The sequence below is a fragment of the Bacteroidota bacterium genome (genome assembly GCA_016713765.1).
GTDB classification, from domain to species: domain Bacteria; phylum Bacteroidota; class Bacteroidia; order AKYH767-A; family 2013-40CM-41-45; genus Pollutiaquabacter; species Pollutiaquabacter aromativorans.
The window spans coordinates 1107373-1121150 of record JADJON010000001.1; the positions used below are offsets into that span (position 1 = coordinate 1107373).

8 protein-coding genes and 1 pseudogene are annotated in these 13778 nt (G+C 53.7%); 8 read left to right on the forward strand and 1 reads right to left on the reverse strand.

What is annotated here, in order from left to right; translation table 11 throughout:
- Positions 1-37 precede the first annotated feature (37 nt).
- The 4 genes and pseudogenes from IPJ96_04270 to IPJ96_04285 all read left to right on the forward strand — a co-directional run bounded on the left by IPJ96_04270 (position 38) and on the right by IPJ96_04285 (position 5589).
- The gene (locus IPJ96_04270) at positions 38-1852 is read left to right on the forward strand and encodes a cbb3-type cytochrome c oxidase subunit I (GenBank protein MBK7909565.1); all 1815 of its coding nucleotides are present in this window, start codon (positions 38-40) and stop codon (positions 1850-1852) included.
- 161 nt (positions 1853-2013) lie between these two features.
- Positions 2014-3591, forward strand: coding sequence for a SulP family inorganic anion transporter (locus IPJ96_04275; GenBank protein ID MBK7909566.1), 1578 nt, complete (start codon positions 2014-2016; stop codon positions 3589-3591).
- Positions 3592-3610: 19 nt separating this feature from the next.
- Positions 3611-4243 (forward strand): carbonate dehydratase, encoded by a 633-nt coding sequence (can, locus tag IPJ96_04280; protein MBK7909567.1) that lies wholly within the window; start codon positions 3611-3613, stop codon positions 4241-4243.
- Between the two features lie 300 nt (positions 4244-4543).
- A pseudogene (locus IPJ96_04285) lies at positions 4544-5589 on the forward strand (IS481 family transposase).
- Between the two features lie 247 nt (positions 5590-5836).
- Here IPJ96_04285 and IPJ96_04290 read toward each other — a convergent pair.
- Positions 5837-7990 carry a T9SS type A sorting domain-containing protein gene (locus IPJ96_04290; protein MBK7909568.1) on the reverse strand — a complete coding sequence of 718 codons (2154 nt, stop codon included), beginning with the start codon at positions 7988-7990 and terminating at the stop codon, positions 5837-5839.
- 200 nt (positions 7991-8190) lie between these two features.
- Between IPJ96_04290 and IPJ96_04295 the strand changes: the two genes are divergently transcribed.
- The 4 genes from IPJ96_04295 (at position 8191) to hemB (ending at position 13711) form a co-directional block, all read left to right on the forward strand.
- Complete coding sequence (locus IPJ96_04295) at positions 8191-9543, forward strand: hypothetical protein (GenBank protein ID MBK7909569.1); 1353 nt, start codon at positions 8191-8193, stop codon at positions 9541-9543.
- A 261-nt stretch (positions 9544-9804) separates the two neighbouring features.
- A complete protein-coding gene (hemA, locus tag IPJ96_04300; protein MBK7909570.1) occupies positions 9805-11046 on the forward strand; it encodes a glutamyl-tRNA reductase in 1242 nt (413 codons plus the stop codon).
- A 69-nt stretch (positions 11047-11115) separates the two neighbouring features.
- On the forward strand, positions 11116-12690 hold the full coding sequence (hemC, locus tag IPJ96_04305) for a hydroxymethylbilane synthase (GenBank protein ID MBK7909571.1): 1575 nt from the start codon (positions 11116-11118) through the stop codon (positions 12688-12690).
- Positions 12691-12739: 49 nt separating this feature from the next.
- Positions 12740-13711, forward strand: a complete 972-nt coding sequence (gene hemB / locus IPJ96_04310) for a porphobilinogen synthase (GenBank protein MBK7909572.1) — start codon at positions 12740-12742, stop codon at positions 13709-13711.
- Positions 13712-13778: the final 67 nt, after the last annotated feature.

Sequence of the window (13778 nt, forward strand, 5' to 3'; positions counted from 1 at the left end):
TCATTTAGAATAGTAACGAATAATCCCAAACCATAGCATGTCGACGCACGCACACGATCATGCCCACGACGCTCACCACGAGGGGCACGATCACCACGAGCATCACGATTCTTTCTGGACCAAATACGTGTTCAGCCAGGATCACAAGATGATCTCGAAGCAATTTCTGGTAACCGCGATCGTCATGGCCGTGTTGGCCATGTTGATGTCGCTGGTCTTCCGTCTGCAGCTCGGTTGGCCGGATCAGAAATTCGGCTTCCTGGAAAGCATCATCGGAAAGTGGGGCAAGGACGGTAAACTCGACCCCGGATTCTACCTGGCGTTGGTTACGATCCACGGAACCATCATGGTGTTCTTCGTGTTGACGGGCGGATTGTCGGGAACCTTCAGTAACCTCCTGATTCCATTCCAGGTTGGCGCGCGCGATATGGCCTCGGGCTTCCTGAACATGCTGTCGTACTGGTTCTTCTTCGCCTCGTGTTCCGTCATGACGCTTTCACTTTTCGTGGAGGCTGGACCCGCATCGGCCGGTTGGACGATCTATCCGCCATTAAGTGCGCTGCCACAAGCCATTCCCGGCTCCGGTTTGGGTATGACGTTGTGGTTGGTCAGCATGGTGCTCTTCATCGCTTCGGCCTTGTTGGGCGGTATCAACTACGTGGTGACCATTCTCAACCTGCGGACCAAGGGCATGAGCATGACCCGCCTTCCGCTGACCATTTGGGCGTTCTTCATCACCGCTATCCTCGGTATTCTCTCTTTCCCGGTACTGTTCGCGGCCGCCTTGTTGCTCTTGTTTGACCGCAGCTTCGGTACCAGTTTCTACCTCTCCGATATCTTCATCGATGGTGCCCCCTTGCACAACATCGGTGGCAGCCCGGTACTCTTCCAGCACCTCTTCTGGTTCCTGGGTCACCCGGAGGTATACATCGTCCTGTTGCCGGCGCTCGGTCTGGCTTCCGAAGTCATTGCGACCCAGTCTCGCAAACCGATCTTCGGTTACAAGGCCATGATCGGCTCCATGTTGGTGATCGCGTTCCTCTCGTTTATCGTTTGGGGTCACCACATGTTTATCACAGGTATGAACCCGTTCCTCGGATCGGTGTTCGTATTCACGACCCTGCTGGTCGCTATTCCTTCCGCGGTAAAGGTCTTCAACTACCTGGCGACACTCTGGCGTGGAAACATCGTGCTGACTCCCGCCATGTTGTTCGCCATCGGTCTGGTATCGTTCTTCATTTCGGGCGGTCTGACCGGTATCATCCTGGGTGACTCCGCGCTGGACATCAACGTTCACGATACCTATTTCGTCGTTGCCCACTTCCACATCGTAATGGGCTCATCGGCCATCTTCGGGATGTTCGCCGGTATCTATCACTGGTTCCCGCGCATGTTCGGTCGCATGATGGACAAGAAGCTCGGTTATCTGCACTTCTGGCTGACGCTGGTGGGCGTATACGGCACGTTCTTCCCGATGCACTTCATCGGCCTCTCCGGCGCTCCCCGTCGTTACTATGCCTATACGGCCTATGAAGGATTCGATGCAGCCTTGAACATCAACGTACTGGTCAGCATCTTCGCGATCCTGGGCGGTCTCGCGCAGTTCATCTTCGTGTTCAACTTCTTCTACAGCATGTACCGCGGACGCAAGGCGTCACAGAACCCGTGGAAATCGAATACGCTAGAGTGGACCGCGCCGGTGGAGCACCTGCATGGCAACTGGCCCGGTGAGATTCCGACCGTTCACCGCTGGGCGTACGATTACGGTAAGCCGAACGCGGATGATGATTACATCCCTCAGACGACCCCTTATTCACAGACGACGAAGTCGAATCTGCCGGGAGAAGGCTGATCATACACAATCGAAAGAATCGAAAAGGGCAGAGTTGGAATCTGCCCTTTTTTGTTTCATGAAATGATAGTAATACTTAATGTTTGTTAAGTATTGCTTACTGTTAGGGGAGCCCCACTACGATTTTCATATCTTTAGGGACTTCCCTTAATCCATTTCAAGTGAAAAGTACTGGAAAAAGCACCGTTTTACCTGTTCTTAGCGCGGATCTACCCGCCGCGCTCGTAGTCTTCTTAGTTGCCCTTCCGCTTTGCCTGGGCATTGCATTAGGTTCACAGGCTCCCTTGTTCGCGGGCTTGATCGGAGGCATTGTCGGAGGCATTGTGATCGGAACCCTGAGTGGTTCGCAGCTCTCTGTTTCTGGTCCTGCTGCCGGGCTCACCGCCATTGTAGCCGCCGCGATCGGAAAGATGCCGGTTTATGAGGCTTTTCTGTTGTCTGTCGTGATCGGGGGAGTTATTCAGTTGCTTCTGGGTATGTTGAAGGCCGGTGTATTGGGTGATTACATTCCCTCCTCAGTCATCAAAGGAATGTTGGCAGCCATCGGGTTGATCCTGATCCTCAAGCAGCTTCCGCACCTGGTTGGATACGATGCGGACTTCGAAGGGGATGAGTCCTTTTCGCACGACGGGAACAACACCTTTTCCGATCTTATTCAGTCAGTCGGATACATCCTCCCCTGGGCGGCCTTGATCGGTATTGTTTCGTTGCTGGTGCAGATCCTTTGGGAGAAATTCCTGGGGAATCGCGGTGGACTATTCCGGATTTTACCCGCGCCGCTGGTAGTGGTATTGATCGGGACCTGGTTGCATCTATGGGGAACCCGGCAGTTCCCCGAGCTCGCCTTGCAGAGCCAGCACTTGGTGGAAATCCCGGTCGCTACTTCCATGAGCGGCTTCTTTTCCTTTTTCATTTTCCCGGATGTACAGTTCCTGACGAATGTGGATGTTTGGATTACCGGGGTTACGCTCGCGATCGTAGCCAGCCTGGAGTCCTTGTTGTGTATCGAAGCGTCCGACGAACTGGACCCTTATAAGCGCGTGACCCCCACCAACCGTGAATTGAAAGCGCAGGGGGTTGGAAACATCGTGAGTGGGATGTTGGGCGGTTTACCGTTGACTTCCGTGATCGTACGCACATCTGCCAATATCAACGCAGGTGCCAGGACCAAATGGGCGGCCATCTTTCATGGAGTTTTCCTGTTGCTGAGTGTGGCCTTGATTCCGGAGTTGTTGAACATGATCCCCAAAGCCTCCCTGGCGGCGATTCTGATCTATACCGGTTATAAGCTTGCAAAACCTTCCATCTTCCGCTCCCTGTATCAAAATGGCTGGGACCAGTTCGTACCCTTTCTCGTAACAGTCCTGGCCATCCTGCTCACCGATCTGTTGGTTGGTATCCTGATCGGCTGTTGCATCGGATTGTTTTTCGTGATGCGTTCCAATTTCCGTTCAGCAGTCTTTGTCGTGAACGACGAGAACCGTTACCTTTTCCGGCTCCGGAAAGATGTCTCGTTTCTGAACAAGCCGATCATCAAACGCAAACTGGAAGAAGTGCCCGATGATAGTTTCATCTATATCGACGCGTCGCGTGCGGATTTCATCGACCGGGATGTGGTCGAGGTGATAGAGGATTTCATGCTGCACGCTCCCTTGCGTAATATTCGTGTCGAACTGAAACGAAGCAATTTCAAGGATCAGGGATTTTCGGCGGCCATTCCGGTGCCGGATGATCATTAACCATTAACCATTACCCGTCATGAAATCATACGAAAAGCTGCTGCTCGAGAACAAAGCCTGGGCTCTGGAAAAAGTCCAGGAAGACCCGGATTTCTTTCGCCGCCTGGCGAATCTGCAAACCCCGGAATTTTTATGGATCGGCTGCAGCGATAGCCGGGTACCCGCCAACGAGATTACCGGCACCCAGCCGGGCGAAATCTTCGTGCACCGCAACGTTGCCAACATGGTGGTCCATACCGACCTGAATCTGCTAACTGTACTGGACTATGCCGTTACGCACCTGAAAGTGCAGCACATCATCGTGTGCGGACATTACGGTTGTGGAGGCGTGAAGGCGGCGATGACGCACCATAACATGGGTATCATCAACAAATGGTTGCGGAACATCAAGGATGTTTACCGATTCCACCGGGAACTGGTAGATGCTGTAACGGATGAAGAAGCGAAAACCGACCTGATGGTGGAGCTGAATGTCCGGGAGCAGGTCATGAACCTTGCGAAGACCTCCATCATCCAGAAAGCGTGGAAGAGCGACAATCGCCCCAACCTGCACGGCTGGGTGTACGGCTTAAAGGATGGAATTATCAAACCTGTATGCGAAATGCCGGCGCGTACGCCGCTGGATGATATTTATGAGTATGATGATTTGTGAGGTTAGTGAATAGTAAACAGTGAACAGTAAACAGCGAATAGCGAATAGTAAAATAGTAAAGAGGTTGGTCAAACAGACTGGCCTCTTTTTTATTTATGGGGTGTAAAGCAAGACGGGAATTCAAGGAATACAATTAATTGTCTTCAGGTATACCGAAAATTGGCAGAAGGTGTAATTGGGATTTGTAACTGGTAATTGGTAACTAGTAATTTGTAATTTGTACTAGTTAGTATTTAATCTGACAGATAAGGGTTATCTTTAGGATACGAAACATAACAATAACCCCTAAACTGTCAGACAATGAATACAGAAGCTAAGTTAATCAAAACCAAGTTAGGCTTGTTGAAGTTAGCCGAACAATTGGGTAATGTATCCCAGGCGTGCAAAGTGATGGGCTATTCACGGGATAGTTTCTATCGGATCAAAGAGTTGTACGATACTGGTGGGGAGACGGCTCTGCAGGAGATCAGTCGGAAGAAGCCGATACTGGCCAATCGGATGGATATAGCCTGGGAGAACGCCATCGTACAGATGGCCACCGACTATCCGGCCTACGGTCAGCTTCGTGCATCGAACGAGTTGCGTAAGAAGGGGATTTCTGTTTCACCGGCCGGGGTACGGTATATCTGGATGCGGCATGATCTGGAGACCTTTGCCAAGCGTCTGAGCGCTTTGGAGGCGAAAGTGGCTCAAGACGGACTGATTCTCACCGAAGCGCAACTGGTTGCCATGGAAAAGAAACGGGAACAGCAGGAAGCCATTGGCGAGATTGAAACCGAACACCCCGGTTACCTTGGAGCCCAGGACACGTATTATGTGGGCAATATCAAGGGTGTAGGCCGGATTTACCAGCAAACCTTCATCGACACCTACAGCAAAGTAGCCTTTGCCAAATTGTATGACCGTAAGAACGCCTTGACGGCAGCCGATATGCTCAACGACAAGGTGCTACCATTCTTTGAGGAGCATGGCTTGCCGCTGCTTCGGGTACTCACAGACCGGGGTACAGAGTACAACGGCAAGCGGGAGAGTCATGAGTACAGTCTTTATCTGACACTGGAGGATATCGATCATAGCCGTACCAAGGCCCGGCATCCTCAAACCAACGGCATCTGCGAACGCTTCCATCGGACAATCCAGAACGAGTTTTATGCGGTTGCCTTCCGAAAAAGGTCTTTGGATCGCTGGAGGAATTACAGAAGGATCTGGATCAGTGGATAGAAGAGTACAACTGTGAAAGGACACACACCGGAAAATACTGCTTTGGTAAAACACCAATGGAGACATTCCTGGACAGCATACCCTTGGCGCAAAGTAAAATGCTCGATAAATTAGCAACCGGTTAAAAGTTATTCCGGGCGACGGATCCTTAAAAATCCGTCAGACCGGAAATAACTTTTAACCAACCCTGTCTGTCAGGTGAAGTTCTAACTATTACATGTAATTAGAAAATTTTTCGCTATTCGCTATTCGCTATTCGCTATTCGCTATTCACTATTCACTGTTTACTATTCACTCCCACCCACTCTTCATAAAAAAAACCGCCCGGGGAACGCCGGACGGTTTACCAACAGGAAACATGGAACTAAAAAACTATCGTTGAATGCAGAGGGGGCGTGTGGTCGCGCCGGATTGTGTCTGAAGGGTGACGAAGTAATATCCCGCCGGAATGGTCTCGAGGGAAATGCTGCGGCTGTTGTCTCCGATTTCCTGGTACGATACGGTGCGGCCCAAATGATCGGCGATGGTGATACTGCTCACCGTTTCCTTGCCAGTCCAGTTGAGGCGCGTGTTGGCGGGGTTCGGGTAGAGACGGATGGAAGCAAGCGCGGCAGGCGATGAAACGCCGGTCGGGATGGAATTGACGTCCACGCTGTCGGCATAGGTGGTCAATTGCTGATAGATGCCGGCCTGGGTGATGGCGCGAACACCGGTCAGTTCGAAGTTGCAAACAGTACGGGCGCTGACGTTATCGATGATAACCACATCGAACAAAGCGATCGTGGTATCACTCGAAGCGTTGGTGTGGTCCATGCGTACGGCCACAGCGTCGACGTAGCCGGCCGACCAATTCGGGCGAACGAACGTGAGGAGGTTCGTTCCCACGGTTCCCATACCGGAGGTGGGCAGGAAAGCGAAGTTGGATTGTGCAGCATCCACCACCATCGGATTGAAGGAGAGCCGGAAGGCTACACCGTAGATGCCCGGAACCGGCTGCGAGCCTTGGCCGAGTTGTACCGCAACCTGCATTTGTCCGCTGGGACCGACGGTGTCTTCACTCGCTACCAGGAAAAGGTTGCCGATAGCGGTTGAAGTAGTCGGCGGTGCGAGGCGGGCAGGGTGGTTGAGTCCGTAATTAAGACCGATCGCGGTGGTGTCGCTCCAGGTGATGGTACCATCGCCATCGGTATCGGCATACTTGTAGTTCATGCCGGAAACGAAGTTCTGGCTCCAGTCGGTTGCCGGTTGTGCAACCCAGGAAAGCGATGCGCCGCTACGTACCGGACCGCTGCTGCCGAAGCCTACGCCGATCGGAAGGATGTCGTAGAGGTTGCAATTGAGGTCGTTGTTTGCATCGCCGGGCCATACGTCGGTGCCGCAGCCGTTGACATAGATCGTGTAGGCGTAGGTCTGCAGGCCGTTATACGGACAGGCGTTATCGCGTACGGTAGCGTACAAGAGGTAAGGTTGTGGGCTGACGAGCGAACCATCGGTGATCAGCTCGATCTCGACGGAATCCTGCGCGCCACCGGAAGAAGAGGACGTGATCAGGGAAGCGGCGTTGCCGGAGAAACTGATCGTGGTGCTGTCGGATGCATTGGGGTCCGAGGAATAGATCCAAAAACGCACGGTATCACCCGCGCATGCGGTGGTGTTGAAAGACGGGGTACCGTTGATTCCGGAAAGGGCGGGGAGCAGATTACTGGCGCTGTTGACGATGGTGACCTGGATGTCGCGGTTGAAGGCGCCGATCAACACACCGTTCCGGTATTCCTGAACTTGATAGACGACTACGTCCACATCCTGTTGCGTAGGAGTGACCACCATGTTGCCATTCGCGGGGTCCACCGTCATCGCCGGCGAGCTCATGATGGGTGTGGTGGCAGAGAAGCCCGGGTTGTAGAGGATCGATGTGCCAGGGCCCGATAATGCAGGAGCGAGTGTGACTACGATGGAGTCGTTGTCGAGATCGTATGCGCCGTTGTTGATCTGGTTGGTAAGTCCGGTGTAGAGGAAAGGAACCGGTGCGTTGGCGAAACGAGCCAGGTTGTTGAATGGCGTGGCCACGTTGTTCAGAAACGCGCTGAAGTACCCATTTTCGGAAGAGGCGTTCACCAGGTTCGTGATCGATGCGTTACGGCAACACTCGGTGTATTCGATCACCCAGTCCGGACAAGGGAACAGCAGTACGGTTCCTTCGTAGGACCATTGCTCGATACCGGTGGATAATCCGCCCTGACAGGTTGTGATCGCGGAAGGACAAACAGGCGCCACCAGAACCGGTGAAGCCGGTGTAGGATAAAGCGTCGCAGAGAGGCCGGTAGCGCCACAACCAACGGAGCCGTAGGTAATGACTACCGAATTAGGTGCCGGAATACCCGCGCAATCCCGATAGAAGGTGTAGCGGACACGGTAATCGTTTCCTCCGAGCCAATCATAGGTCAATTCGCCACCCATGATGTGGGACGATTGTGCGCTGTTGATGAGGCCGAGTAAGGCGGACAGGAAGAGTAGAATTCGTTTCATGGCGCTGCGGGATAAAGTAAGGTAGTTGATTATCGGGGTTAAATTTTAGAGGGCGGATTAACCCGATACGAATGTATTGGAGTCGCCAGGTGCATGCAATTTCATTTTTTGGTATAATTACAGTATTATATTCTTGTAAAATAAGTATAAAATATTGAAATACAAGTTTATAACTATACAATAGTTGTGTATAATTACGCATGGAATCCAAGCTACAGGAATTGATCGACGCCTTGACGGCCACTGAAAAGCGGTGGCTGGAGCGTGACCTGAAGCGGAGTGGCGCCGATGAATTATGGAGCGTCTATAAAAAACGGGAAAAATCGCCCCGGAAGCGTGGTGAACAGCCGGAAGACCGGCGGGCGGAATCGGATCTGGTGGGTTGGATCGGAGATTGGCTTGCGGTGCGCCGGCTGCGTCGTCATCCTGAAATGATGGCCTGGCTGCGGATGGAGAATTGGATCGCTTTGGAGGCGGACAAAGCGGCTGGATATGAAGAGCTGAAATTCCCTGCGACAGAGCAACTCGATGTGATCCACCCCTATAGCGGGTTTTGGCAACATGCATTCGGCAGTCTGCGCCTGGAACGAGCGAGCCGGGGCGCGGGTCGAAAGGGAGAGCTGGATTTCTCGACTGTGCTGGACCCACTCGATGCCTTCTATCTTGCCAGAAAACTTCAGCTCGCGTGTGAGTTGATCAATGCGCGGAATGTCATGCAAGTGCGGGGAGAATTAAGGGCAATGGAAAAGGTCCGGCAAATGGCGCAGGAGGAGCCCTTTCGGCACGACCCGGCGATCGCGATCTACTCCACCATCTACGATACGCTCACGGAACCGGAGACCCCCGCACATTTTCAACGCCTGAAAGAACTCGTCAGTCAGTGGTCGGGTCGATTCAGTGTCGCTCAGCAGGAGGAGTTCTACCGTTACCTGAAGAATTACTGCGTGAAACAGATCAATACCGGCGCCAGTGCCTTTATCGGAGAGTTGTTCGGTATCTATCAGTTGTATCTCTCGCAAACGGAACTGCTAGACGAGACCGGGCTGGCTCCAGGCGAGTTCAAGAACATCGTGACGATCGGCTTGCGCCTGAAGGAATACGATTGGGTCCGCGCATTCCTTGACCGTGAACTGAGGCGGTTGCCGGAAAAGGAACGGTCGAATGCACAGCGCTATAACCTGGGTAACTACTTCTTTCATACGGGACAGTACCATGCGGCCATCCGGATTTTCCAGCAGGTGGAGTTCAGCGACCTCTACTATCAACTGGATGTGCGCGCGATCCTGCTCAAGGTCTATTTCGAATTGGGGGAGGAAGAACTCTTCGATTACCATGCATCGGCGTTCCGGACCTTCCTTTCGCGTAATAGAAAAGTGTCGGATTACCAACGCCTGATTTACCGCAACTTCATCTCGTTCGCCTCGCGCACCTTGCGCAAGCAGGATGACCCGATTGCCTTGAAGGGTCTTCTGCAGGAGATCTCGCAGAACCGGCGCGTGGCCGATATTCGCTGGCTGGAGGATAAAATCGGACGCTTGACCGGGCTGGAGTGAAAGCATGACAATTCCATGACCTGATCCGGGTGGTTTGCATGAACTTCATCTTGCTGATTGCCAAACATCAGACGGAATTCAGAATTGTACTTCAGTTTTGATGACCCTTCTCTGCAAGTCGGGTGATGCATGTCATGTCCCGGCTTTCACCATCCATGTTTCTTTACCGCCATGCAGGTTAACCAAATCCTTCGTGACACAAATATGACAGGGGAGAGGGCCGCTTTCCGACCTTTGCAGCCGGAAAAACCAGCAGTCGAATTGCAGTCCCTGAAGGTCATTTCGTTCACGCATAAGAACACTCCCCTCAAGGAGCTCAACCGATTCTTCTTACATGAGGAGAACCGGAAGGAACGCCTCGCATTCCTCAAGTTTTCGGTTGATATCGACGAACTGCTTTACCTCGCCACCTGTAACCGGATCGAGTTCATCTTTTCCAGCCCGACTGCCTGCGACAAAAGTTTCCTGCGGAGGTTCTTTCAGTACTTCCGACCCGACTGGAGCGATGAAGAGCTCGAGTTTGCCCTGCGGCATGGACAGGTGTACGAAGGTGAACACGCTCTTCGGCATATTTACCGCGTAGCTTCTTCCCTGGACTCCCTGGTAGTCGGTGAGCGGGAAATCATTACCCAGGTCCGCAAGTCGTATGAGAAAGCGCAGGAAGAAGGCCTGACCGGCGACCTGATCCGCCTGCTGGTGAAATCGACGATCACCACTGCGAAGCGGGTATACACGGAAACGAAGATCGCCAACAACCCTGTTTCCGTCGTGTCTCTGGCGGAACGCAAACTGCGGGAGCGCAAACTGTCCAAAGACGCGCGCATCCTGGTAGTCGGAACCGGAGAAACGAATACAAACCTGGTGAAGTACCTGCTCAAGCAGGGATTTCATCGCTTTGTCTTTTTTAACCGGACGTTGTCCAATGCTGAAAAGCTTGCCAAGCTGGTCCGCACATCCACAGTCACAGCGGAGGCATACGCGCTGAGCGGGCTTTCGAATTATAAGGGCGGCTTCGACGTCCTGATCTCCTGCACCGGCTCCGCCGATCCGGTGATTACCATGGGCGTTTACGAGCGGCTGCTGCAAGGTGAGCTGACGGAAAAAGTCCTGGTCGACCTCGCGATTCCGGCCGATATCGAAGCGGAAGTGATCCGCTCGTTCCCGGTACACCTGATCGACATCGCAGAACTCAAGGCCGAAGCGGAGCGCAACCTCAGCGAACGGCAGGGCGAATTCCTGCACGCAGAGCGGATCATCGAAGAGTCGATCCGCAGTTTCGACGACCTGCACCGCACGCGTTCACTGGAGATCCGGATGCGGGAAGTACCCGACAAGATCCGCGAGATCCGTCAGAAAGCGGTATCCGATATTTTTGCCAAAGACATCGAAGGCCTCGACGAGCATTCACGGGAAGTATTGGACAAGGTGATCGACTACCTTGAAAAGAAATACATCAGCGTCCCGATGGTCATGGCCAAGGAGATCCTGCTGAACAAGCAGTGAGCAACGGGACGGCGGTATATTCGCACGCCCCGATTATCTTTATCGCCGGTCTGTCCGGAATTTCCAATTATGCGTAATCCTTTGATCATCGGTACCCGGGGAAGCGAACTCGCGCTCTGGCAAGCTCGATTCGTTCAATCCTTGCTGAAGGATATCGGTCTCGACAGTGAGTTGAAGATCATCAAGACTCAGGGTGACCGCATCCAGCACCTCAGCTTCGACAAGCTCGAAGGCAAGGGGTTTTTCACCAAAGAGATCGAAGAAGCATTGCTGAACGGTGAGACCGACCTTGCCGTGCATTCGCACAAGGACCTGCCCACCGAACAGCCGGCGGGCCTGATCATCGCAGCCGTTTCGGGTCGTGAAGATCCATCGGAGCGCTTGTTGATCCGGAAGGAAGCCGTCGATAACCGGAAAAAGTTCTCGTTGCGAAAACAGGCGCGTGTCGGCACTTCCGCTGCACGCAGAAAGTCGCAGTTGCTCGCATTTCGCCCCGACCTGATCCTCGAAGATCTTCGCGGCAACGTTCCTACCCGCGTTCAGAAATTGCGCGACGGGCAGTATGACGCGATCCTGATGGCCGCGGCGGGTTTAGAGCGACTGGAGCTCGACTTGTCCGACCTCCACGTCGAGCGGCTGGATCCGTCGGAATTTGTTCCCGCTCCGGCGCAAGGCGTTCTGGCCTTGCAGATTCGGGCTGAAGACCATGAATTACATCGCTCCCTGCAAGCCTTGCACCATCCCGATGTTCAAGCCTGCATCGCGCTTGAACGGGAAGTGTTGCGCCTGTTTGAAGGCGGCTGTCATATGCCGGTAGGCGCCTACGCAGTACCACTCGAAGAAGAAGGACGTTATCGCCTCGTCACCTCCCGGGCGGAGTCCTGGGATCAAAGTCCCGTCGGCGTCACGGTCGAATCCAGGCATCCGGAGACCATGGCCGCTACGGCTGTGCAACGCATAAAAGGCATTGCACCGCAACGAGTATTCGTCAGCCGGGATCTGACCCACGAATCATATTTGCGACGCATACTGGAAGCGCGTCAATTCACGGTCGATGGCCGGGCATTAATTGAAACGAACCCGGTAACAATCGGATCACTTCCCGATTCGGAGTGGATCTTCTTTTCCAGCAAGCAGGCGGTACAGCATTTCTTCCGGCAACGGCCGACGGTCGACGGTCGACGTTTCGCCTGCGTGGGGAAGTCGACTGCGGAAGCATTGCGCAAGTTCGGGCATCGGGCCGATTTCATCGGTGGTTCGACGGACACGCGTTTGACCGGGAAGCAGTTTGCCGCTTTGATCGGGGATGCGCGTGTGTTGTTCCCACAAGCGAAAGGCAGTTTGCGTTCCGTCCAGCAGCAGTTGGTGAAAAAGGGACAAGCCATCGATCTCGTGGTTTACGAGACGATACTGAAAAACGATACCCCGGTGGATCCAGCCTCCATCTATGTGTTTACCAGTCCTTCGAATGTCGAAGCATACTTCGCCAAAAATACATTACCAGCCTCCGTCAAAGTAATTGCGATGGGGCATGCCACGCGATCCGCCTTGCGCGAACAAGGTGTTCAACATCCGCACTTGCCCGACGCATTCGATGAAGCGGGCTTGTCCCGTGCCGTCTTTGGCCTAAGCGCGCAGGCTTGATACGCGAAGCATCTGGATCAACGCTCCATTCTGAAAACCACTCCTTCGCATGCTCACCATACGTCCCCGCCGACTTCGTAAGAACCCGATCATCCGCGAGATGGTCTCGGAGACCCGCTTGTCCAAGCATCAGTTCATCTATCCGTATTTCGTCATTCCGGGAAGCAAGAATCGACAGGCCATCGAAGCCATGCCGGGCATCCATCGCTTCTCGGTGGATGAGTTGGTACGTGACGTGGAAGCGGGATTGAAACTCGGAATCGACAAAGTCCTGTTGTTCGGCGTAGGCGAAGCAAAGGCGGAAGACGCCCATTCAGCTTATCACGACCATAGTGTGGTGGCCGAAGCGGTACGTGCGTTGAAAGGAGCTTTCGGGGAGCAGTTGTATGTCATCACCGACGTCTGCCTTTGCGCGTATACCACGCACGGGCATTGCGGGCTCATCGAGCATGATTACGTCCAAAACGATCCGTCCCTCGAAGTGCTGGCACGCATGGCGTTGAAGCACGCCGAATGCGGAGCAGACATGGTTGCTCCCAGCGACATGATGGATGGCCGGGTCGCGGCGATCCGAAGCAAACTCGATGCGAACGGTTTTTCCGACACACCGATCATGTCCTATTCCGTGAAGTTCGCATCCGCGTATTACGGTCCGTTCCGCGAGGCCGCCGATTCTGCGCCCGGGAAAGGGGATCGCAAGTCGTACCAGATGGATTTCCGCAACGGGCGCGAGTCGGTTCGGGAAGCCCTGTTGGACGAGGCGGAAGGGGCGGATATGCTGATGGTCAAGCCGGCACTGGCTTATCTGGATGTCATCCGGTCTGTCCGGGAGAGCAGCCGCCTGCCGCTGGCCTGTTACAACGTTTCGGCCGAATATTCGATGGTCAAAGCGGCTGCCAAAGCCGGATTTATCGACGAACAGCGGATTGTTGTAGAAAATATGCACGCATTCGCCCGAGCCGGGGCGGATGTGATCATTTCCTATCATACCCGGGACCTGTTCGAAAAGGGCTGGATGTGACCCCTGTCATGTGGCAGGTGTGGCTTTTCAGGGATCTTTGGCTTCCAGGAAAAGGCCGAAAAATCCC

Coding starts and splice junctions, on each gene's coding strand:
- IPJ96_04295 (MBK7909569.1), top strand. CDS start 8,191: ATGGAATCCAAGCTACAGGAATTGATCGACGCCTTGACGGCCACTGAA.
- hemC (MBK7909571.1), top strand. CDS start 11,116: ATGCGTAATCCTTTGATCATCGGTACCCGGGGAAGCGAACTCGCGCTC.
- IPJ96_04290 (MBK7909568.1), bottom strand. CDS start 7,990: ATGAAACGAATTCTACTCTTCCTGTCCGCCTTACTCGGCCTCATCAAC.
- IPJ96_04270 (MBK7909565.1), top strand. CDS start 38: ATGTCGACGCACGCACACGATCATGCCCACGACGCTCACCACGAGGGG.
- hemB (MBK7909572.1), top strand. CDS start 12,740: ATGCTCACCATACGTCCCCGCCGACTTCGTAAGAACCCGATCATCCGC.
- can (MBK7909567.1), top strand. CDS start 3,611: ATGAAATCATACGAAAAGCTGCTGCTCGAGAACAAAGCCTGGGCTCTG.